This is a genomic window from Caballeronia sp. ATUFL_F2_KS9A, assembly GCF_023630765.1.
Taxonomy (GTDB): domain Bacteria; phylum Pseudomonadota; class Gammaproteobacteria; order Burkholderiales; family Burkholderiaceae; genus Caballeronia; species Caballeronia zhejiangensis.
In genome coordinates this window covers 139,273-163,012 of record NZ_JALQEK010000022.1, presented here as the reverse complement: position 1 = coordinate 163,012, position 23,740 = coordinate 139,273, and the positions used below count along the sequence as shown (strand labels likewise).

The 23,740-nt window shown below is 59.8% G+C and carries 10 protein-coding genes and 3 pseudogenes; 1 reads left to right on the top strand and 12 read right to left on the bottom strand.

Annotation, left to right across the window (positions count from 1 at the left end; genetic code table 11):
• Positions 1-42: 42 nt before the first annotated feature.
• The 10 genes and pseudogenes from NCS67_RS13455 to NCS67_RS13415 all read right to left on the bottom strand — a co-directional run.
• Positions 43-834 carry an HNH endonuclease gene (locus tag NCS67_RS13455; RefSeq protein WP_250435398.1) on the bottom strand — a complete coding sequence of 264 codons (792 nt, stop codon included), beginning with the start codon at positions 832-834 and terminating at the stop codon, positions 43-45.
• Entirely contained in the window at positions 831-4,817 is a 3,987-nt protein-coding gene (locus NCS67_RS13450; RefSeq protein ID WP_250435396.1) for an Eco57I restriction-modification methylase domain-containing protein, read from the bottom strand. Before NCS67_RS13450 ends, NCS67_RS13455 begins: the two co-directional genes overlap by 4 nt.
• Positions 4,817-7,615 (bottom strand): DEAD/DEAH box helicase, encoded by a 2,799-nt coding sequence (locus tag NCS67_RS13445; protein ID WP_250435395.1) that lies wholly within the window; start codon positions 7,613-7,615, stop codon positions 4,817-4,819. Before NCS67_RS13445 ends, NCS67_RS13450 begins: the two co-directional genes overlap by 1 nt.
• Positions 7,612-12,726 (bottom strand): DEAD/DEAH box helicase family protein, encoded by a 5,115-nt coding sequence (locus NCS67_RS13440; protein WP_250435394.1) that lies wholly within the window; start codon positions 12,724-12,726, stop codon positions 7,612-7,614. The genes NCS67_RS13445 and NCS67_RS13440 overlap by 4 nt, the downstream gene beginning before the upstream one ends.
• Before the next feature lie 135 nt (positions 12,727-12,861).
• A complete protein-coding gene (locus tag NCS67_RS32020) occupies positions 12,862-13,182 on the bottom strand; it encodes a type I restriction-modification system subunit M N-terminal domain-containing protein (protein ID WP_350029134.1) in 321 nt (106 codons plus the stop codon).
• Positions 13,183-13,247: 65 nt separating this feature from the next.
• Positions 13,248-13,820, bottom strand: coding sequence for a recombinase family protein (locus NCS67_RS13435; protein ID WP_250435393.1), 573 nt, complete (start codon positions 13,818-13,820; stop codon positions 13,248-13,250).
• Between the two features lie 483 nt (positions 13,821-14,303).
• Positions 14,304-15,767, bottom strand: coding sequence for an ATP-dependent nuclease (locus tag NCS67_RS13430; protein ID WP_250435392.1), 1,464 nt, complete (start codon positions 15,765-15,767; stop codon positions 14,304-14,306).
• 2,802 nt (positions 15,768-18,569) lie between these two features.
• Positions 18,570-18,857 (bottom strand): annotated as a pseudogene (locus NCS67_RS13425) (site-specific integrase); the annotation flags it as partial.
• Positions 18,854-19,342: a TIGR02391 family protein gene (locus tag NCS67_RS13420; RefSeq protein ID WP_284504087.1), complete on the bottom strand. Its 489-nt coding sequence runs from the start codon at positions 19,340-19,342 to the stop codon at positions 18,854-18,856. The pseudogene NCS67_RS13425 and the gene NCS67_RS13420, both read right to left, overlap by 4 nt.
• A gap of 258 nt (positions 19,343-19,600) precedes the next feature.
• Positions 19,601-20,146: pseudogene (locus tag NCS67_RS13415) on the bottom strand (ATP-binding protein); the annotation flags it as partial.
• On the opposite strand from NCS67_RS13415, the pseudogene NCS67_RS13410 reads away from it, so the two are divergent.
• A pseudogene (locus tag NCS67_RS13410) lies at positions 20,137-20,795 on the top strand (IS91 family transposase); the annotation flags it as partial. The pseudogenes NCS67_RS13415 and NCS67_RS13410 overlap by 10 nt on opposite strands.
• A 559-nt stretch (positions 20,796-21,354) precedes the next feature.
• Here the strand turns inward: NCS67_RS13410 and NCS67_RS13405 are convergent.
• Positions 21,355-21,783, bottom strand: a complete 429-nt coding sequence (locus NCS67_RS13405) for a hypothetical protein (RefSeq protein WP_250435391.1) — start codon at positions 21,781-21,783, stop codon at positions 21,355-21,357.
• 249 nt (positions 21,784-22,032) lie between these two features.
• Positions 22,033-22,341, bottom strand: coding sequence for a hypothetical protein (locus NCS67_RS13400; protein WP_250435390.1), 309 nt, complete (start codon positions 22,339-22,341; stop codon positions 22,033-22,035).
• Between the last annotated feature and the right edge of the window lie 1,399 nt (positions 22,342-23,740).

Here is a 23,740-nt window from a genome sequence, read left to right as displayed (position 1 = left end):
CTCACCGCCCAGCCACTTCTTGTCCGCGATTCGGGCCTCTGCCTATTCGAAGCCAAATTTCTCGCGATGGCGTGCCATTCGTGAACGGTGCGGGCTCTCGAGATGGAGCGAAGGCACGTTGGGAAGACTCAGAGCTATCTTGGCCTTAGCGCTGAGGCCCGGCTTGGCCAGCACCGCGCCATCATCGGTAAAACTCACCAGCCCCGCGTCGAAGGCGGCGTCCCAGTGAGCGCACAGGAGGAGCCCGTTGAACACGTTGAGCCGCTCGGCATCACTCGCGCATTCGGCCCAAGGGACGATATGGCTGGCGCGCAAAAGCGCCGGTTCGGTGACGCCGGTGAGCGGGCAAGCGCCCCAATAATCGATCAGCGCGGCGCGGAACAAGCCTTGTCCCACTCGCTGGCGCACGATGCGATCGATCTCCGTATCACCCAGCCCCGCGACCTCGGCCTCGAACTGGGTGAAGGGGAACGTCGGCAGACTGCGCGCAAGTTGGAAGGCGCGACTGAGTGCCCGGCGCATGTCCGCCTGCAGCGCGAAAGCGAAGGCGCTCTTACACGGCGGGGGGGCTGGGCCAGAAACCGCCTCAGGCAGTTCGGAAGCGAGGACTTGCGCCACACCGGCATGCTCCACCGCGAGGAACCACGGCGCGCCGTCATCGGAAGCACCGCAGGCAAGCGCTACCTCACCGGGCACGCCCTCATCCGAGCGGAACCACAGCCACCCATCCGCCTCACCGTTCGCACGGCGATAACCGTGATTCCACGCGGCCTGTTCAAGCTCGGTGCGTAGAATTGGGTGGGGGACGGAACGGCGCAGGACGGTGGAGGTCATCGATAGACCTCCAGTCGCGGCCGCAGGCCCTTAGCGAAAAGCGCGTCGTAGGCGCTGAGGACGAGGCGGCGGGTTCGGTATTCGCCGAACTTGCGCTCCTCGGTGGACTTGAGAACGCGGAAGGTCTCGCTGGGGTAATCCGGCCCCATGACGTCTGCGGGATCGAGGACGTAGCGCAGCTCGTCGCGTGCTAAACCGTAGGCGAACGCGTACCAGGCGTCGAGCTCGGCCCGCAGCTGCGCGCGACGAACGTCGTCCCAAGCGAAAGGCGCGCCCTCATAGCCGAGGTCGCGTGCGAAGGGGGCCATGGAATAGCTGGTGTACGTCAACTCCAGCACGCGCGGGACAATGAAGTCGAAGTCGAGCTCGGAATAGGCGGACGGGGGAAGAATAGGAAGCTGAAAAAGGTATTGAAATGTCAGGTTTGTACCGCCGAGCTTGCATCGCTCAACGTAGTCAGTGACTAGACTTCCGAAGTTTCCGATAAGGCCACACGCTGTTCGTGTCTCTGTGTTCGGTAGCGCCAGCGGCAAGGAATCACTCGCCCCTGCTCTCGGAAAGACCGCCGAAATCAGAGTACGCTCGTTAGTCGCATTGGTGATCTTTCGCCACCCTAGAAGCCATGCTTTATCCCATCCCTGAGCGCGCAATCTGCTTGAGACCTCGTCAGATGGCACCCAATAGCGAGGAGTCGGCTCCAAGCTGCTGTTGTTCCTCTCGGCGGGCTCGAAGTCACGGCTGGTCCCTCGGTCATATGTTGCCCAGCGGTGATTGAACTGATGTATTAGTTTGGCTTCGTAGAGAGGAACGTAACGTGCTGCACCTTCCCGAACCCAATCCATTCCCTCCCGCACATACCCTTCTTGCGTAAAAAAGAGCTCGTCGCGGAACCATTCCGCATCTTCTGCCATGTGCCAGATACGTGTGAAAAAGGAGGCATCCCACGGGTTCCCTCCTTTGCGCCCTTCCTCGAATAGCACCGGCACGCGGTTATAGATGCTCGCGGTCAATTCTGCGTCGCGGCGTGAGCGGAACACCGGGGCGGTCTTCGTGTTCGGATTTATCCTAGCGATCTCATCCGAGCTCAGCCTGTAATGACGACGTCCATCCTCCAACTCGTCAGTTGCAAGAATATAGGACGTGAACCGTATCGGCTCAAAGGATCGTCCCATGGTTAGCAGCACAAAGGGGGTATCTGGATGCACTGAGGGAAATAAGCGGCGAGCATTGTCGAACCCGAGAGCAGAAATCAAAAGATTCGACCGCACCAAATGGCTAAAGAATGGCGCAGCCGTTGCGTCCGTCGTAAGCCCGGCTTGCACGATGACCCCTGCGCGGCCGCCTTCGCGCGTCAGGTTCAAGAAGTGCTCGGCGAATAACGCATAGGTATTTACATCGCCGCGCCCTGTCCAGGGATAGCGACGGGTCGAAGCGGGTTTGATGCCTGTCGGCAGCTTGGTCGGGTCTTCGTCCTTAGGCGAGGTGAAGAACACACCCGATGCTTCGGCGAGGCGCTTGGCGGTCTCGAAGCGGTCGATCCAACTGCGTTCGTAGCTACCCTGCTCCTTGCCCGCCCATTCGCGGATCAGACGGCTACGCGCGGCCGCGTTAACGGCCTCCGCGACCGGGGTGCCCGCGAAGAACTCCTGCTCTTGCAGCTTGATCCGCTCCCATGGCGGATTGCCAAGTAGCACGTCGAAGCCGCCGCGCTCGATCATCACGTCCGGAAAGGCGAGCGGCCAGTGCAGCAGGCGCGCGGCTTCGGCTACCTCCGCGGTAGCGGCCTCCAACTGCGCATAGACCTGCCCGCCACCAAGCCGCTTGCGCACGTCGGCAGTCGTTGGCACCACCCCCTCAACGTTGCTGGCGGGTACCTCGGTCTTGGGCAGGAGGAAGGCCGCGACGTAGAGGTCGCAGGCGACTTGGGTTGCCCAGCGCGCCGGATCGCGGCGCCACGCCGCGTAAGCTTCGCGCTTCTTCTCGACCTGTCCGACGGTGTCTTCGGGCATCCTGCGGATCAAGTTCAGATTGGCCGCTAGCTTGGCCGGCGGCATGGCCCCGCCGCCGCCCGCAAAGTCGAACGCGCCTTGCCCAGCCTTGGCGTCACGATTAGCCTGCAGGAAGAATTTCGCTGCGTCTTTTCTGTCGCCGGTCAGCGGCTTGTACGCCTCGTCGGGAATTCCCTGTTCCAACGCGTCTAGGTCGAACACCCCCAGCAGCGCGTCACCGCAGCGGATGTTGCCGTCCAGGAAGCCGAGCGGTTTGCCAGGAGAAACGCTCTCGATCCACAGCGCCACCTTGGCGAGTTCCACGGCCATCGGGTTGCGGTCGACCCCGTGGATGCAGCGGCCGACGACGTCGCGGAGCGCCGCCTGCGTCTCCTCCTTGCCGGCGTCCTCGTTACGCAGTCTCGCCACGCGATCGGCCATGCGGCGGGCGGCCCCAAGCAGGAAGTGGCCCGATCCGCAGGCCGGGTCGATCACCCTGAGATCGAGGATCGCTGCAACCTTGCGCTCGAGGGTGTCGGCTTCGTCCTCCGCCTTGCGCAGCACCGGATCGAGCGCGCCGTCGAGCAGCGTCTCGACCAGGCTGTCGGGCGTGTAATAGCTGCCGCTGGTCTTTCGGGCGTTGCCGCGCGCGCTGTCGTTGAGGTCGAAGACGTCATTGGCGCCCAGCTGCGGGGTGATTTCCAGCAGGCCTTCGTAGACACTGCCGAGCTCCTCGGTCTTGAGATCGCGCCAGTTAATGCGATGCGTCGCCCCGCCGCGTGTAATGAAGCCGAGGTGGAAGAGCGCTGTCAAGAAGCGCCGGTTGCTAATCTTTGCGCCGTTCATAATTGGCGTCGCGTCGGCGGCGAACAAGCCGCCCAGCGCCGGAAGGCCAAGCACATCCTGCCCTTTTTCCAGGCTGGAAAGGGTAATCTTCATCGCCTCCCACGCATCGTGATGCGTGTCACGCGCCACTCGACGACGCGCGCGCTCGCGCCAAAAGCCGAAGGAATAGCTGTCGCGATACAGAGCTCGCGACTCCTGGCTGACGCGACCGGGGTGGAGCAGTTCGCGGTCCTCCGCCACAGCGAGGAAGATCAGGCGATAGGCAGTGCGCAGCAGTTCTTCAAAGAACGCAGTCAGCCCGGCGTGGTCGACAAGCGTCTTCCGCAAGTCAGGGTTGGCCTCGACGGCGCCCTGGCCGAGTTCAGCGAGAGCCTGCCGCACGTTCCTGTAAAGGTCCGCGCGAGCGGTCTCGCCCTGTTTGAGCCCTTCGGTGCGCCATTCTTCCAGCGCGCAATCGGACGGCGGTGCGCCCGCCGCGCCGAAGCGACTCGCGTGGGTGAGCAGCCACCATGCAGTGAAGTCGACGATCATCTCGCCGCTAAAGATTGCACCTAAGTCTGCCTCAATCCAGGCCGGACGGGTCAGGCTGGCGTTGTCCCGCATCAGGCGCACCTTGTCGCCCGCGAAAACGATACCCCACAGTGCCTGATCGGCACTGTTGAGCCAGTCCTGCTGCAGCGAGACAGGGCTGCGCTTGAGGCGGCTACCACCCGCGCCGTCGCCGAACTCGGGCGCGGATAGGTTGAACGCCTCACGTCCCACGGCAGGCGCGGCCACGACGACGGGAACGCGGCCCTGCTTCGCCTCCCAGGCGAGGCGGTAGCGGCGATTTGCATCGGTGTGCTCGATAGGGCCCACAAGATCGTCGAAGCCAAAGCACTGCGAAAGCAGCTCGTGCACAAACTGAGCGGTGTGCGTGACGGTCTTGTGCTCAATCCTGACGTAGTCTGACCATAGCGCCTGGCCGATACGAAAGTAGCGCGCGATCTCATCGTTCAGGCTTGTGCCGCGCGGACAGTCATAGCTGGCGGCGAGCTTGGGCGTGGCGGGGGCAGCCGCGATCTTCTGTACCTGTTCCGGCGCGATCAAGCCGCCCTCGATAGTGACGGCGTCAAGGCCAAGCTCGGCGGCACGGGAAACTCGAGCCATCAGTTCGCCTCCGGCACGAGGACATAGAGGCCGATGACGTCGGCAGGCAATACGGGATCCACTTCGGTCGTGGTGCCTTCGCCACGAGTTGCAGCCTTCATGCGGTCGTGATCCTCTGATAATTGGGCTGCGCGCGTCCTGGCGTAGGCAGCGATGGCGGGTTGATAACCGCCCAGACGGGCACGCGCCGCGTCAATCTGGCGAGCGATAACAGAAGGCTCGATATTGCCGCTGGCGTCGACCTCCAGTAGCGCGAGCGCATCCGCGCCGAGCACAGATGCTTCAGTGCCGGCGGGGCCGAAGGCGAGCGCGGTGGCTTCCTCAGCCAATAGGGTGCGGCGGCCACTGGTGGTTAGCTTGAAGCGCAGGCGCAGGAGCAGGACGGTGGTTAGCGTATTCACCGCGCGCGTGCGCCAGGCCCCAGCGCGGCCAAGCGCGGCGTTGCCCTCGACCGAGACGGGATCTAGCGCGCCCTCAGCCATCGTCTCCGCGAGCAGCGCAACGAGCGGGTGGGTGCGGCCGACATGGGTGACCTCGGGCGTCAAGTTGTCCTCGAAGCTGATCGTGCGGGTGCCGGTGAGCCTGCGCGCTGCTAACCGCTCGCGCAGCTGCTGGGGCATGTCGTCGTAGTGCACCCTCCAGTACGCGCCTTGCTCGCCGAGCGGCTTGTCGATGCGTAACAGCGCGCGACGAGTGAAGCGGCGCACTTCCTCCGGCCCGCCTAGCAGGGCGCGCAGGCGGTGCCATTCGGGGAGGACCTCCTCAGGCTTAAGCGCAGACTGCGCATAGCGCGTTTGGCTGCGGCGGGCGTCTTCCTCAGCGTTCTTCCATTGGCCGTCTAGCGTTGCGGCAGCGTCGCCAAAGTCAAATATGCCTTGCGCACGGGGCCTGCTGGAATGCAGAAGCATGGCCTGCATCAGCGCGTTCGAAACGCTGGCGGAATCCTCGGGCACCGGAACGACGACCCCGGTTTCCTTCTGGATGCGCTCCATCTTATTCTTGATGACCTTGATGACGGCGCCATCAATGATCGAGTTCTCGCCAAACATCATCAGCGACCAAACTTCCGGCGCCTGCTGGCCAAAGCGGTCGACGCGTCCATCGCGCTGTTGGTGGCGGGTAGGATTCCAGTTGAGGTCGTAGTGGACCACTGCGTTGAACAGCGACTGCAGGTTGATACCCTCGGATAGGCAATCGGTAGCGACAAGGATACGATCGGTGTAGTCCTCTAGGGCCTCCACGCGCAGGCGACGCTCTTCGGGGGTGAGGCGGCCGGTGACGACTTCGACCTTATGCTTCTTAAATGCCGCCTGCAGTGCGGCGCCGACGGCCTCGGCCGTGTTGATAAAGCGACAGAAGACAACTGGGCGTGCGCCCTTTTCCGCCATCACGTTGGTGACCCAGCTGATTAGCTCGCGCAGCTTGGGATCCTTTTCAAAGTTGGCGACCAGTTTTTCCGCCTGGGTTATCAGGGCTCGCAATTCAGCGGCTTCCTCGATATCGAGGGCGGTAGCGGGTTCGAGATCGGTATCGGCAAAATCGCCCTCATCGCTGTCGAACAGAATAGGTTCGAGCGCGTCCTGCTCCGCTTTGCCGCCTAGCCGATTGCGCAGCGCGCTCAGCGCGGCCGCGGGTGACGAGCCGACGCAGCGCATAAGCGCAAGTGTGCCCCAGAAGGCTAGGCGCCGCGCCTTCTCACCATTGACGCGAGTGGCGACGCCGACACAGTAATCCAGGACGTCTTCCTGGAAGTTCTGGAAGTCGCCGGTGAGTGCATAGGGCGCGTCCTTCTTCATCCGGGTGGCAAAGGCGCGGGTCTCCCCCCATTTATCAGCGATGTCGGGGCGGCGGCGCTGAACGAAGTGCTGGGCCAGACGGCGGCGGTAACGCTCGACGGCATTCGCGTCCGGCGCATCGGGACCGCCCTTAAGATCAGAATGCAAAAGGCTGAGCAGGCGAGCATAAGCGTCCTGGTTGCCGCTGTGGGGGGTGGCGGTAAGCAAGAGAAGGTGCCGCCCGGTCTTCTCTGCCAGCGTTTCCAGGACGGCGAAGCGCTGGTGCGTGCCGTTCTGGTTGCCACCCACACAGGTATGCGCCTCATCGACGATGACAAAATCAGGGCATGTCTGAGCAAAACTGGCGCGGCGGCTATCGGCCTTGATGTAGTCGAGGCTAACGACGGTGAAGGGATGCACCGCGAAAATGGTATCGCCCGGTGCGAGGCCCCGCTCCAGCGAGCGAGCGCGGCCAGAAGTAACTGCAACGGCGTCTATGTCGAACTTTTCGGCCAGTTCACCGACCCACTGATCGACGAGCTGCGGCGGACACAGGACGGTGAAGCGGTCGATCTCACTGCGGTCGAGCATCTCGCGCAGGATCATGCCTGCCTCTATCGTCTTTCCGATGCCCACGTCGTCGGCGATCAACAGGCGCTTCACTTCAAGGCGCATCGCCATGAGCAACGGAACCAACTGATAGGCACGCGGTTCGACGCCGAGATGCGCGGCACTGCGGAATGGCCCCGCTCCGCGCCGCAGCGAGAGGCGCAGCGCGTCGGCCAGCATTCGCGCCGCGTCCTGCGTATCGAGTTGGTCGGGGCTCGGAGGGTCGAAAGTCGCAGGCTGGACCGGGGTTCGCTCCAGCGCGGTGGCGATGACGATGGCATCCTCCTCCGAACCGGACAGTGGGCGGACCCGCATCAGCCCCTCGCCTGGTTGGCCGAGCACTATCCACTCACGGTCGCGGGCCTTCACGAGGTCGCCGGTCTGAAAATGGCCGGTCGAAAGAGCGGAATTCATGCAGGCACTCCAAGCGCTGCCGCCAACGCGGGGGGCATGGTTTTGCCGGGAAGTTCCGGCAGTTCGATGAGGTCGCGCCCGATCGCCGCGCAACGCGCGACGAGTTCAGTCGGCGGAGTTCCGGCGACGGCCATGACCAGCAGGTCTGGCCAGCACAGCGGCCAGGTGGCACCGGCGAGGATTTCGGATCGTGGTGCGGGAGCGTTCCAGATGGCAAGCGCCGCCAGCCAAGGATCGTCGCGGTTCGCCGCAGCAGTAGCCGGACGGTCGCGCTCGCACCGCGCCATGCGCTCGATCACGTCGCGAACCCTCTCGTCCTCGCGGTCGATCATCTCGTGGTCGGGCTGGTTGTAGTAGGACAACAGGCAGCGGTAGCACCCGGCGACGCAGGCATCGTCGGTATCGTGCAGATGACCATCCTCACTTCGTTCAAGGTGCATCAGGTCCAGCGCCACCTCGGCGATGCGCTGCCAGCGTTCTGGGCCATCCATCAGCCGCTTAAGTACGCCCGCTCCCCCTTCGGTAGCCTCATAGAGCAGGATCGCCTTGCGATCCTCGCGCGTGGGCAGCGGCTCGCCAAGCAATTCGCCCGTCTCCAGCACATGCTCGGCCTCGATCGCGCGGATCAGCGCGTGCTGGAGCGTCGCCAGCTGCGCGGTGGAGAGGTCAAGGCCCTGATCGAAGCGCACCAGCAGGGCGTTCTTGGTGTCCTCCACCACGGGCACAATTGATTGGCGACGGGCGGCCTTGGGGTCTTCGTCCTGATCGTCGTCCGCATCGGGGTCCTTGAGCCAGCGACCGGTCAGCGTATCGATGTCGAAGCCCGTATGCGCCTTCTCCTTGCGCCGCCGCAGGCCTAAATTGACGCGGGAGAGTTTCGTCTGCGGGCCGTAGCACAGCACCGCCAGCGGGCTTACGTCGGCCTTGAGCAGCAGGTCTTCCTGCCGCCGGGGATCCCACTCGAAGATCGTACGCAATTCGAAGCCGCGCCGCTGGCGGTCCTCGTCGTTGGCGGTGATCCGCGCCCCCGGCACGGCGTCGACGTTTTCGATGCGGTAGAGCTTGGAAAGCCTCCCTTCATCGGTCAGCACATCGTTGCACACCGCGCAGCGTTCTTGGGTCTCGCTCTCGTGCGCAGCACCGCATGACTGGCAGCACTTCATGGTGCGCGTCACCAGCATGTTGCCCTCGGTGCGTGATCCAGCAGGCAACTTGGCGCGATTGCAACGATAGGCCTTGCCCTCGTGGTAGACGAGGCTGTTAGGCCCGAACTCCGCAATCGCTAGGAAGCGCGGACGCTGCAGCACAGTGGAGGACTTGTCAGCATCGATGAAGGCGTAGAGTGGCAAGCGCGGGAAGTTGTAGCCCGGCAGGAAGCCTTCGGTCGCCAGATAGCGGTAGACGTAGAAATCTGAGCTTTGTGAGGACACGCCCGTCGCTAGCAGTTCTACCTGCTTGTCTGCGCCCACATACCGCGCCCGCGCTTCGCGCCGCTCCTGTGCGCCGATGCCGGTACGCTGACCAATGCGATGCGCCTCGTCTCGGTCCTGGCAGGCAGAGCGGTAGAGTTCGCGCCAGCGTCGGAATGCGGCGTCGAATTCCTTTGCGCTTTCGCCCCACAAAGCAGCGACGAACTCGACGGGGTCGCCGATCTGCGACGCGCCCGCGGCAGGTAGGGCCGAGGCGACGATGCGCCCTGCGCGCGCCTGCACCTCCGTGTCCGCCGTCGCTGTGGCGAAGGCGGCGAGGATGGCGGCTTTTACCGGCAGGCCCTCGACGTCCATGTCGAGGTTGTCGGGGATCGATTTGCCTAGCGACTCCCTCGCCGCCGCCAGCCACTCCGCATGGACGTGCGCAGAAAGCAGGTCGGCGTTGACAAGGTCGATCGCAGGCGCCTTTACGATCCCAGCGACGAGATCGATTCGCCGCTCGAAATAATATTGATCATGCGGGCTCTGCGCCGCGCAATATGTGACGACTAGTGCCGCCTGCCCGCTGCGCCCCGCGCGGCCAGCACGTTGAGCGTAATTGGCGGGCGTCGGAGGAGCATTGCGCATATAGACGACGTTGAGCTGCGAGATGTCGACGCCCAGCTCCATCGTCGGCGAGCAATAGAGCAATGGCAGGAAATCGCGCTTCTCGTTGATCACGCGTGCCTCGCCCGCCATCTCGGCCATGCGGGCCTTGTCATTCGCGCCGAAACGAAAGCGACATTCACGCAGTTCGCGCAACAGCGAGTCGACCTGCGCGGTATGTTCTCGCGCCTCAAAGGCCATAGGCAGGTCGCCGGGCGAGCCGAGCCGCGCCGCGACGTCAGAATAGAGACCCGCAAAGAATACGTTGCCCCTGTCATTCTCCGGCTTGCCCTCGCCCGGCCTGAGCCGCACCGCACCGGGCGCAAGCCGCCAGCCCGTCAGCAGCCCCACCGAGAACTGGCGGACCACCTGATGTTTCGCGGCTGCCGCCAGCATCGCCTCCAGCAATAGCTCGCGGTCGGCGAGGGGAATGTTCACGCCTGCCATCTTGACCAATCTGCGCGCCAGCCCGCCTCGTCCTGAGACTCGCAACACACGTTCATTCTTTCCGGCATGCACACCGATCACCAGCGTGTTCAGGAAATTAAGGTCTTTGTACTGCTCCTCGGTGCTGATCGCCCAAGGATCTTTGAGCAGACTTCGCGACTTCTGGCCGACCTGCTCCAGCTCGACCGGATCGAGCGCATCGACGGCCACCGCTAATCCCTGGCGCATGGTATCGAACAGGTCGCGGAACATCGCCCGGCGCGTCTTTGCTGAGATCGCCGAAAAAATCGCGAAGCCCCGGCGCTGCGCGTCCGTCAGGCTCTCCTGATCCTTACCCCCACAGCTCTCCTCGTCCTCCGCCAAAAGCGTGACGCCAGGATAGTCGACGCGGATGAGGTCGAGCTGGTCAAGGTTGGGGTTGGTGAAGCGCCAGCCCCGCCTTAGATCGTTCCACAGTCGATGGGCGAGCACACGGTTGATCGAGGTCTTCGCCTCATCGAGCGCGGCGAAGCCCTTGGGGTTCTCGTCCAGCATCCAGGCCGAGCGACGGCCCTTGTCCTCGGGGTTGAAGCCGAGCGCACGGCGTAGTGCATCGCCGAACTGCTCGTGCCCCAGCCCCTCGTCCCCTGCGGCGCGCACCGCGCGTAGCATCGCCCCGCGCAGCAGGGTGACGAAGATGAAGTCGTTGAAATGGCCAGACTGCAGCGCGGCGTCCTGCCGGTTGTCGGTAAAGCCAAGTAGCTTGCGTCGCGCCTTGTCGGTCGGAACTTTTCCGCGCTCCATCCAGTCGAGTGCGGCGGTGGTGATGAGTGTCGTCGCCGAACTACGCCCCTCTGCTGAGAGACCCGCTAGCTTGTTGATGTCACGAGCCTGCGGCGGGGGCTGGTTGCGACAATGCGGGCAAAAGCGGAACTTGCCCGGGAAGAACCAGGCCCGCACACCGTCCATGTCACCACATCCATCTGCGCCGAGCATCATCATCCGCCCGTCGTGCTTGCCGCGATGATTGGACTTGAGGCGCGGATCGCCAGACTTTGTCAGCTCCAGCCAGTCGTCTGGGTAATCTTCTGGCTTGCCGGTGAAAGCTAGCGCACCGTCGGCGTCAGGCACTAAGAAGCCGTGTTGCCATCCCTTGCTATCGACCCCATCGATAGCAGTCTGGTCGATGGGGCGCGCGACCACCGTGCCCTCGTCGTCGATCGAGACCGAGTGCGCCTCATGCCCGCACTCGCGACAGAAGAAGACCGGGTAGAGGCGCGCCTCGCGATCCTCGCGGTCGTACTTCTCGGCCGCCAGCGCGACGCGGCGCGTTCCTGCGGGCTGGAGCGTGGCATGGGCATGCCCCGCGCCTGAAAGAAATCGGTGCAGTTTGAACGCCATGAACGCCTGGTCACGCTCGTTAATGCACTCGCTCATAGCGACGAGCCGCACTTCGAGCGCCTTGCGGCATAGCGCGGCGTCGAGGTCAGTGTGGGCCGCGAGCGTCGTCGCCGCATCAGTTAGCGTCTGTGGCTTGCGACGGCGACGGGCTTCTTCCTCGTCAAGGCCGATGTTCATCTCGATCCACACCGCGAGCGGATCGCGGCGGAACATCTCATGGTCGGTCGGAACCGGCTCGGGCTGGAGCACCGCTGCCTTGAGCGCCTCTGGCTGCCACACTCCCTGCGTGCAGCGCGACAGGCTCTCTGTAATTACGTCATCCTCAAGTACCGTGCTGCCGAACAGCGTAGTGCCTACCTTCGCCACGGCCCTGCGCCCGGCATCCACATCACCCGAGGCCATAGTCGCCGACGTGCCGATGCACAGCATGTCCTGCGTGCCAAGACGCTCGCGCACACGCCGCACCAGCATCGCGACGTCGGCCCCCTGCCGCCCGCGGTAGGTATGCAGTTCGTCCAACACAAGGAACTCCAGCCCATCCATGTTAGCGACAACTTCTTGGTCAAGCCCATCCTGCCGCGTCATCAGCAGTTCGAGCATCATGAAGTTGGTGAGGATAATGTCGGGCTTGGCCGCCGCGATACGTTTGCGCTCGGCGTCGCTCTCCTGACCGGTGTACCGTTCGAAGGTTGGTTTCAGATGCGGCTCGAGGCCGCAGTCTTCGATGAATTTCTCCAGTTCTTCGCGCTGGGAATTGGCCAGCGCGTTCATCGGATAGATCACGATTGCGCGGGTGCGCGGCACCGCACCCGCGCGCTTGGCCTTCAGAATGCGATTGATGATTGGCACGAAGAAGCACAGCGACTTGCCCGAGCCAGTGCCAGTGGTAACGATGTAGTTGCGCTTCTGCAGCGCCTTCGACAGCGACTGGTCCTGATGGCGGTGCAGGCTGATCGCCGAGCGATCTGCGCCGAACGCAAAGACCTTGGGCAAGTCGGGGTCGATGACACCCTCTTGCGCAAGGTCCACCAGCGAGCGGCCACGCTCGAAATGCGGATTCACCCCGATCAACGGCTCAGGCCAGAACTTCCCACTGCGATAGATTGCCTCTACTTGCGTGCGAATATCCTGCGCCCGGATCATAGTGAACGAACGAGCGAATGCTTCGTAACGGCTCAACAGCTCCGCATCGAGGTCAAAAACATTCATCTAGTTTCCCCCAGTCATGACATCCCATGACAACTGTTGCGCGAATAAGAGTGCCATTCAAACCGCTTTTGAGTGGGCCGCACCAACCGACTCGGATTTTTAGGATTAGGCGAATCGTTGAATCCCAGCTGCGTATCAGTCGTAGCTGCAGCATGGCGCCCAGAAGTAGCGACACGTTTTGCTAGGTCGGAATAACAAGCAACCGGACCGAGGATGTATCACCTTGACGGGGCAGCGGAGCGGACCAGCTCGCGAAGAGCGGAACAAGTAAGTGTTCTTGGACGTATTCGTCGCGGCTCCAACAAGCGTCGAGCTCCTTGGCAGTCGTTCACGCCGCCTCACAAACGTTTCAGACGCATATCGCAAGATCAGCAGTCTAAGCAAGATGTGCTTGCATTCGCGCGCATCGATCGCGCCTCTTATTTCGTCGGTTGCGGCGAAGAATTCTTTCCCCAATGCTCAATCTGATCTCCCAGGCAGCATTTCTATTGTTCCCGGCTATGCTCCAACGCAGGCAGCTCTCAAGGGTGGCGCGGGGCGATGACCCCAACGTGTTTGTAAAGAGTCGTGCGGGAAACACCGTAACGCCGCGCCACCTCTGCCACTTGGATATCTGGGTCCCGCAAGAGCGCCTTAATCTCCCTAAGCTGCTTCTCCCCAAGTTTCGGCTTTCGGCCACCTGAACGACCTCTGGCACGCGCTGCTGCCAAGCCGGCTTGGGTTCGCTCACGGATCAGACTGCGTTCGAACTCCGCGAGGGCCGCGAAGACATGAAATACGAGCTTGCCAGCAGCACTCACCGTCTCGATCTTTTCAGTCAAGCTCTCGAACTTGATCCCTCCGCGTTCTAGATCGGCCACAATCTGGACCAGGTCTTGCAGACTGCGGCCGAGCCGATCCAACCGCCAGACGACCAGCGTGTCACCGCTTCGCAGTGCTTTTCGACACTGATCGAGCTCCGGGCGCGCGGCGCCTTTACCGCTAACCGCTTCCGCATAGATAACGCAGCATCCTGCCTGCTGAAGCGCATCCCGCTGCAGGTCTAGGTGTTGGTCCTCTGTGGACACACGCGCATAGCCGATCCGTTGATTCATTGGCTCAATCGAGACATTGAAAACTTGACGCGAATGTTAACTCGTCAGACAAGATTTCGCTATGCTCGAATACGCGTTTTGGATGTGTCTAGAAAGCCACCGTTTTCTTGACTAGTACTCGATGCCTGCGCTTTCGGGCGTGCCTGTTATAACCAGCGGGAACTAGACAAGCTCAACGGCTAGCAGGCGTACGTGTGCTCGATCCGGCCGGACCTGCCGACTTGTGCTCACTAGCTTGCTGCGCCTCGCGTATATTGCGGTCGAGCCGCCGGGCCCCGTTCTCCAGCGTGTCAATCTAACGGAGGAACGGACGCGTCACCGACTGGGAGCGCCCGCCGTCGGGCGCAGTCGGACAGAAAGGGACCGTTGCCCGACGTACGGGTGCGACGTTCGGGAGGGCGCTTTGATCCGCTGCTGGGCAGTCAATCGGGGCACGGCCATGCCCTACAGTCCTTCCTGCCCCTAGTCCAGGGGTTAGTTTCTTTATTTTTTCAGCATTCTCTCAAGACTGTTTGAAAATTTTTCGAACGAAATCGCGCCAATGATGTCATCCGATAATTTTTGAACGAACATCAGTTCATCTATTCCACGGTTTTCGAGGTTTTTACGAATTCTAAAATAGAATTTCTTGTCTGGCTGCTCTACCTTTTCCCTCGCCCCGTATTGCTGATTATGTTCAGCAGCCAAGGAATCCAAGGAGTCCAGTTGAAAATATTTGTCATTAATTATCTTCTTTAAAGCAGGATTGGCGCCCTCGATAACGATGGAATATAGAAGCTTCTCAACGCTCTTGATTGGCAAAAACAATTTCTTCATGTCGCCAAATTCGTTAGAGACTTTGTCTGCTACATCACCGTCGAGGATGCTTATAATTTCTCGACCAACACCCAAAACATTGCCTCGCAAGAGATCACGCTGCAACGTGAGCACGTTCGCATATCCCCCGACGGGCACCACGTTTACTAATTTGCTTGAACCCAGATTCTTGGATTCTAGAATTTTTTCAACTAGCACCTTTGCCAAAATGTCCTCGACAAGCAGCAAAAAGTCAAAGCCATCATGTCGATACACGTCTCGAATAACGTAGCTGGGATACCCCGGATTAACAACATCAACGATGCCCGCATTGTTTTCGATTTTATAGATATTTTTCGGCTCAATTTTTCGAATCACTTCGGGCGAATGCGATGTCAATATCACCATTAGGTTCGGCGCGTTATGGACAAGCTCATTGATCAAATCTATAAATCTACTCACCGCGATTGGGTGTAACGCGAGTTCTATCTCGTCGATCAACACTAAGATCAATTGGTCTTTCGCAAGCGAGCGTCGAAATATCGCATTGTACAGAAAATGCAGAAGTGAGATCAGAAGGCACTCTCCCGAACTCATTCGATACTGACTAATCAAATTCCCATTGATGGAATTGAAATATGGCGTGCTTGTTAGTCGCAGCCTTTGAGCGATTGACCTGTTTTTAATTCTCTTCAGATCTTTGTATTTGTTTGCCGTGCCAGTGAGAATTTGACTCAATTTTTCCTTGACGTAGTCGTCAGCGTCCACGATATCTTCGGCCGCGATATCTCCCGACTTAAGAAGTCCATCTACAGTCCGTGAGTCATTGAACCGAGTTCCGTAAAACAGGCTTCCCTCATACATCCCACGGAGAGATACTGCCCGATTCGCTACGTCTGCCCAGTCATTCGCACCGGACCACACGTCAACTTTGCCGTCAAGGCCAATTTCGACTTTCGAAAATTTATTGTAGTCATCTGAATTGAGTGATCTCAGTGACTTTCGTATAGCTTGCGAAAGCGCCAGCAATATGGTGCTCTTGCCGCTTCCATTGCTGCCAACAATTAAGCTTACACTTTGTTCCAGCGGAAACTCGATTACAGCTGACTTAATGTTTTTTACCTGCTCGATCTTTATCTTAAGATTTTTCATTTTATTAATATTAATTTGTATCGGCTAAACGATTTCCGCGACTGTGTGCAGTCAGAGGCTCAGTTGTTGGCAGAGCGCTCTACCCGTGGCGTACGAGCGGCATGAAGCTATGAGTGCGGGCCATATGATCGTTGCCAAGGTTGCTAGTTGAAGATCGTGTTATCGGCTTTTTTCCTGCATTCTTTAGTCCAACCGACCCATTTAGCACCCCGTGTGACGATGAGCGAGACCTGGCGATGGGCCCCTGTATTTCTGCGACCGCAGTATTCCGACAAGAGACATCGGCGAAGGCTGCTAACCAACGGCAGTTCCGGATCGCGTGCTGCGTTGCCAATTGCGTTAGTCGGCACCCGGGCCATGAACGGCCGTTCGAGGTTGTCGCCCAGCTTCCATGCTCGGGATCTGATGGGCCCGTGCTTAACGACCGCTTTTCGGCGAGCGAATCGCGGGTAAATCTGCCTCGACCCCGCCAAGCAGGTCATTCGCAGACATCTTCGTCGGACATTCGGACGTCGATTCGTGGTCCGGATTCCGCCGTCCGAGCGAAAGCCGAGCGGGATGGCTTTTTGCCCTTAGGCCGCCATCACGGCATCTTTTTGGCTGGCAGCTACAAAGACCAGAGTTATCGTCTTGTCTTGGGGCCCGACCTACGACCTCTTCTTGGAGGTCCGCAGGTCCGCAGAGAGATTGATGGCGGGCCACACTAACAGGAGCGCACTACTTCTTCGACCTCGCGTGCAGCAGATGGGAAACGGCACTGCTCAACGCTTTCTCATCTTTGAGCACCTGCGCCATGCGATCTGATAGCTCTGCTAGCACAACACGGACGCTAGTCGCGTATTCCAGACACTGCTCATCCGACATTGCGTGCAGCCCTTCGCTGAGCGCGCTGTGCAATAGCAGCAACGGACTATGACCGTCTATTAGCAACGCCTGCGGTAGCGCGTCCTTCGCCATCTCCATGGACTCACTGAAACGTGTCTCGGTTTGTGCAGCACGCAGTGTGTGGACCATGCCATCGGTCACAGCATATAAGTTTCTTGAATGATTGCTTTGTAGGCTCGCAAGGACCATTGGAAAAGCCACTATTCACTCGTCCTGCTAGTGGCTTTTTCCTTTTTGACTATATGATTATTCAATGATGCCAAAAAGAATATTAGCGCAACAGGCGCGGGAGCATTTATAATCATTAGTGAATTCCTTGTTGGCGTACGCGCTTGTTCTCTCTCAAAGCTTATTAATTCACGTGGTGCCTTCGCAGCCACATTGATTGGCGCGGCCACGCATGACCCCGGGCCGTTTGGGGCACCTACCCGGTGTGTGGGATCGTGCTAGCCACTAAAAAGGCAGCATTAGAGACCTACTAACTTGCAACAAGAAGCAACCCAGCAATAGTGGGTGCTGAGCTCAGAGTTTTCTCCACGAAAGGAAAGTGCATGACCACTGTTGGTCAATACTGGGCTGTAGGACAGTCCGCATCATCCCCACTTGCTTTGACGACATCCGAACTTGCGGGATACCTCGTTTCAGACTGGGTATCAAATCTTCCATCCGTCACCGCGACAGACTTGATGGGGTGGCCGCAGTATTTACTAACCGTAACCAAATCGACCACTGAACTGTGCCTGGTTCCCGAGCTGCGCAATTGTGAGCGACAGTGGAAAGGTTTCGTATCATGGATGCTAGGCGTCGCTTCGGCCAGAAAGATTCTTGACGAAGAGAGGTATCAATGGATCGCACCCGTGAGCGCCTTTTACCCAAATAAGGTTGTGCCGGTGACAACCCATGGCTGGCATCCTAGCTATCCTCCGAGCCGCTTACGTATCGCAGCTGATCCGAAAAACACATCGAACTTGCTGCCTGACTATGTTGCACTGCGCCCAGCGATCTCAGGTGGTAGCTTTAATTGGGCGTTGGTCGAAGCCAAAGGCATCGACCGATCTTTAAGCTCAATGACGACCGCACTGCGTCCTTGGTCCGATCAAGTGCGCAATGCGAAAGTCTCGTTGGTAGCCCCCAAAAGTAACGCAACGACTCCAGTCCACATCTCGCGCCATCTCGTTATCGCAACACGGGTCTCGCCGAATGCATCTCGAGACACAACGCGGCGTCTGCAGATTCGCGCATGGAATTCCGAGGAGGCAGTTTCTAATAAAGACACTAACACGGCGGAGTTAGAGGTTATCGCGGCACATTTGCATGGTTTGTGTCAAAACCTTGGCCTCTTTAGAAATGCGGACGCTATCGCACGGGCTGCGCGACTGAGAAATGGTTCGACTCGAACGATAAACGACGACCTTATGGAAATACTACGCGATGACGCAGCCGAAGAGCTCCATTCGCGAATGGTGGTCTCTACGTCGCGTCTAGATTACCAGGATCAACGGCCCCCTAGGAGGGTCACATTACCCGAACGCCGTGACCGACGAGGAGTTTCGAATGCGATCGTCACCGTGGAAGCGGCTACCTTAGACCTTTTGGAACTTGTACAGAGAACGTACTCAGTCGATTCGATTGACACAGCGCGCGTACAGGGCCTGTCGAGAGAGCTTACGGATTGGTATTCGAAGCGATCTCTTGATCGTAGGGCCAACGACTCAATACAGCGTGACGGTGTTACGGTAAGCATGCTAACCACCGACGTCTGATCGGGAGTGGAATCCTCCGTCCTAGCGACGCTGGCTCCCGGCGATCGAGTGACCGCTTCCAGGATGAAGAGACCTCTCGAGCGTCCGCACGACATGAGTGGCGGAGGTCTCTTCCTGGCCGATCGGGTGAGGTCGCCAACGGCCGCCAACCGGCATTCCGGATCGCCGCGAGGCGCTGCTTGACGGTCGGCGCTGAGTGCGTCTGCGTTTGCAGCTCAATCCAGGCCGCAACATGCAACGGTTGCACGGCGGTGATCGAATTCACGCCGGCGTTTGCACACCATGCGAGGAAATCCCCCGCAGCGTGCGCATAGGCACGCCGCGTATGCGGATTGCGGATCGCCGACGCGAAGAACTCCAGAAAGCGTATGCCGGCACGCTCGCCCGCGGCTATGACAAGTACGGGCGTCGAAATGCCATTATGTGTGACGATCTGGCTCACGGCGCGGCCCGTCGGGCGGCCGCCCGCGCATCGACGATGCCCAGCAAATGACTGGCCAACGCAATCATTTCGACCGCTTCGCGCGGCGTGTCGATCGGCACGTTACGGTGGGAATGCGGATTCTTGTAAGAGCCGATCGCCCCCGCAAAAAGGGCCGCCAGGGCTTCCTGCTCGCCCGCGTCCTTCGTATGGTCAGCCAGAGGCCCGGCGTTCGGCCTAAAGGCCTGCCGCATCATCGGCACGCCATGCTCGGCGGCCGGATAACGTGCGGCATCCCGCACGGCAATTTCGACGGCCCGCATCGCCTCGAACACGGCAGTCGGATACGCACCACGCATGAACGACAGCCATACATCGTTCGCGATCGCCGGATGCAGGAGCGCTTTGGGCAGCAGGCGGGCGGTCTGGTAGTCAACGAAGGCCTGCGGATTCTCGAAACGCTGTGCACGTCGGCTCAGATGCTTGAAACCGTTGTTACCGTTCATGCCCTCTGCCGGCACTACCAGTCCTTGTGCCTCCATCCACGCAAATGCTTCAGCTAGGGCAAGGTCAATCTCACCGATGCGATTTCGCGGATATATGTTCCCTCGGCCGACGGCGGTTTCCAACTCAAGGCGGAGGTTGCCGAAATAAACCTGCCGTTCTGGGCGTGTTGCCTTTCGCCGTAAAGGAGCCGGGTGTTTTCGGCGTAATGGCGCCAGCGAAGGGCGCCTGATTCGGGGCTCGAACGGGGAACAAGAATCCTTGTTTTTACCTCCTTTCGCAAGTGCTGATTTGTTGCTTTCGGGCATCGGGCGTGGAACACGGTAGCTCTCGCCGTCGAGCACGACGCGGTACGCGGCATGTCGCAGACGATCAAGCGTTGCGGCACCGAGCATTTTGTTGGTCGCGAACGCGTCGCCCCATTCGGTAAAATCCAAATTACTCGTTAAGACGGTCGACGTACGCTCGTACCTCTCGGCAATCAGATCGTGGAAGTCTTCGTCTTCAGGCGTGCGCATGGGTTTCAGTCCAAAGTCGTCAATGATGAGCAGCGGCACCTTGGCAAGCGCCTGGAAGCGTCGGTCGTAGGAGCCGACGGCTTGCGCGTTGCGTAGCGCGCCGAGAAGCCGGGTCTGGGTCATGAACAGGACATCGTGACCTTGCCGGGCGGCTGAGTGGCCCAGTGCCTGCGCCAGATGGCTTTTGCCCGTTCCGCAAGGACCGGCGATTAGCACGCTGACCTTCTCATCGATGAAGCGACAGGTCGCAAGATCATGGACGACGGCGCGATTAAGATTGGGTAGCCTGCAAACCCGGTTTCTTCCTGCCCGTCCGGGTGCTTTCGCGTCTGTTCCGGCGACTGTTCCTCGAGCGGTTGCAGCATGCCTTCGACACAGGCGAACTGAGGTTCTTCTCCGCCTTGACCCATCTGTCCGAGCCCGCTCAATTCGCCCGCTACCTTATGGGTCCGCGGCACGTCGAGTGGGTCGTTTATGCCAAGCAGCCATTCGGCGGCCCGCAACAGGTTCTCGACTATCTCGGCCGCTATACACACCGAGTCGCGGTCTCCAACAACCGCCTCGTCGGCCTGACCGACGCTCACGTTACGTTTCGCTGGAAGGACTATCGCAGACCAGACAAGCCGCGCGTAATGCAGTTGCCCCCGCTTGAGTTCATCCGGCGCTTCCTGCTACACGTCCTTCCTCGCGGACTGCAACGCATCCGCCACTATGGGCTGCTGAGCAATCGCCTGCGCGAATCCCGGCTGACCGCATGCCGTCATCTGCTCAACGTTGAGCCGGACCGCGAAGCCCGCACCGCGCCCGAACCCGACTATCGTGACCGCTACGCCAAACTCACTGGCCGGTCGCTCTACGACTGTCCCGTCTGTTCGCGCGGTCGCATGCTCTGCTACCTGGTGCGTTACCGCGAGCACCACCGGCGAGTCCCCGATGAATTCCGTTCCGCCCGACTACAGCATCGGTTCCAGCACGTCCCGCAGGCACCGGTGGACACGCTCGGCCAGACGTCGCCTACCGCCGCCTGCCACACTCTGCGTCGTCTGTTCATCCCATGCGTTGTGCGGATCTCCCATCCTTGAACCGGTCCGCAGGCCGTTCATCCCGGGCGTCACAAACCCTGTCGTCGAGAACATCGCATGCTGGCCTTTCAGTTCAACGCCCATAGCCGCAAACGCCAGCGGAGCGGCTTAGCTCAAAGAATTTTTAGCGAAACACAGCCGGCCCGTACGTCGTGCCAATGCGGACGTGGTCCGCCGTCTGCGCTTCGCTAAAAATCCTCTGCCTTATCACATATAGGTGGACCGCTCATCGAGCATTCGGCGTGTGCGCACGACGTGCGCACAATACCCCGGCGTCGAAACAGAGAACTGTAGAGACAACGTGTCTGAAACAGATGCTCACGTTGACGCGCCCACCCACAGTCAGGGCGGAGCTAAGGGCCTCAGCCCCGCTCCGATGCATCGGGTTTGGGCGCTCGAAGACAGCGTTCAAATTCATTCGGCCTTCGTTAACCTTTCGATTCGAACGTTCGACTCATCAATGAGAACTAGGGCATCATCCAACGCATCGTTAGCTGCTTTTGTGGATTTCGCAACGCTCTCAAATAGGTCGAGTAGATCAGCCGGCAGCGGGTCATTGAAGTCATCGCGAACATCGAGCTTGCCATCCAGAAGACCGAGCCGAACGGATGGCGGGAGACTGGAAACGAATTTCTCTCCGTGCTCCACGGAAAATCTTACAAGTTCCCGGTGCCCATCCGGATATTTCTTAATACAGAGTCCGATAGGGGTATCCGCATCGCGGTAGTAAATCGCCCTTCCTGCTTCAAGATGCTCGCGCGCTGCACGGCCATCGTCGGACTGCAGAAGACGAATCCACTCGTCCATATCATCCGGCAGACCTTTGAATTGGTCATCTTTCATAGTAGGTCCAACTCCGAGGCTGAATGAAGTTTAGCCGCTAAATCTGCCGAGTTCGCCAGCTTCTTCGCATCGTCCGTAAATCATTAGCGGTGCGTTCGTGATATTAGCTTAAGGGCAGTGCGCTGTTCGGCTAGAGAAGGATTAGCCCCAAAACCGCGACTGTCGTCGCAAGCTTCCGCCACGTTTGAGCACCCAAGCACAAGGAATGTCAGCGCGGAGCTGCAAGGGGGTCTGTAGACTCTGAAAGACCTATAACGCTTCAGGACGACCTTTGTTGCAGTGTCGCTTTCGAATTTTTCGGTCCAGCTTCCTTACTTGCTTCTCAAGCTCCTCGATCTTTGCGAGATAGGGCCTGAGCTCGTCCATGATACGGTCCTCCCGTTCCCGGAGTTGCTTGACCATGAATGCGTAGTCTCGCTCGTACTTTTGACGAGCCACCCACCTTTCCGACCACGCACGATTAAGTTGTTCGCTGTCCTTCCTCAGCTTCCGCAATTCGCGTATCGCCGTCTTCAGTTGCGCATCTTCTGCCAGTTCGGCAGCCAGTTCCGGGTTCATGTCCGGCCTCGCTTGCGCACGGTCCACAGTCACATCGCTTCGATTACATCTCCGCACAAACTCGTCGTCCTAGTCTGCCGGATTGAAAAACCGCGCGCCCCCGTACTGTCAATGAACGGGAGCTGACGGCCTCATGCGCCGTTGCCGTTGATGCCATCGCGCGCAAGTTCAAGGCCTCTTGCACAATCTCAAGCCGCGACGCACGGCTTCGAAGGCCTTACGGGACCGCCATGAGCGTCGAAAGCCCCGAAACAACCGCGTCTTGATGTTGTTAATTCAAGCCGTGCGAAAAATTGTGCGGCCGCCTCTACGTTGACAGTACGGGGGCGGGGTTAGTTGCTATAGACTCAACTCCTGTGGGGCTCGTCCTTCTCCTTGTCGATACGCCGATTCGAGTCGAAGATGAACGACGGGCGTCGTCTACAGCGTCATTGGCGTTCTGGACGGACGCAGCAATCGAGGAACGCGCTTACGCTTTTCCCGCTCCACCATCGATCACCCCTCGTTTATCAGTCCAACTCGCCGCTCGGCAGAGGGGTGGGGTTCTCAACCCCCCCTCTACCGAGGAGCTTATTTCTTTCGGGCCGTCAACCTCCGTCCGCCGCCTCCGGCGGCCTCCCGAGACGGGGCTTGCCGGAATAGCGCCGCGGTCCCTTATAGCTCGGCAAAACCGCTATCAAATGCTCGCCTTGCAGGTCAAATGTCACCAGCTCCCGTCGACCGTCCGGATACACCTTCAAAATTCCGTCCATCCCTTCCGGAGCCGACACATACGCCGGTTGACCGGCGGCTAAGACCGCTTCAAACGGCCGCTCACGGAGAATGGCTCTAATGTCCAGCTCGAACGGGCGCGGCTTCCGCGTCGAACGTGCCGCTTTGCGACCTGACCAACCCATCACGCCGAGGTCCCAAGCGCCGACACTTTAAATCCAACAACCTCGACCGCCGACGCCGCAGCATCCAACGACTTAAACACCCGAGCGGCACCATCCTTAACCGCTCGCAACGCCACCGCTCGATCTTCAGTTCCAAAGAAGCGAACCACCCATCCGCCTGGAACACGAACCAACGCAAAGGCCGTCAAGAGGCCCCCCTCGCGCAGCTCCGACGCTACCCGCTGCGTTACCAATGTCTGATCCGAGAACGCTGGCAACTCCAACGCCCTACGATCTGTCACATCCTTCATGCAATCCCCCGCGTTTTAGGAAAACATAGTGACGTTGTTCAAAAGCATCAAGACATTCTTGATGGTCGGGAATACGTTGATCCAAACCGAACAGACGTTCTGTCCTGCCCCTCGTTTGGCAACAGCGCTTGTGACAGATGACCTATGCGCCGTCTGCGATACCGTCAGGGTCTTCGTCCCAAAACCTCTCCCCCACGCGGAACCCGAGTTGCC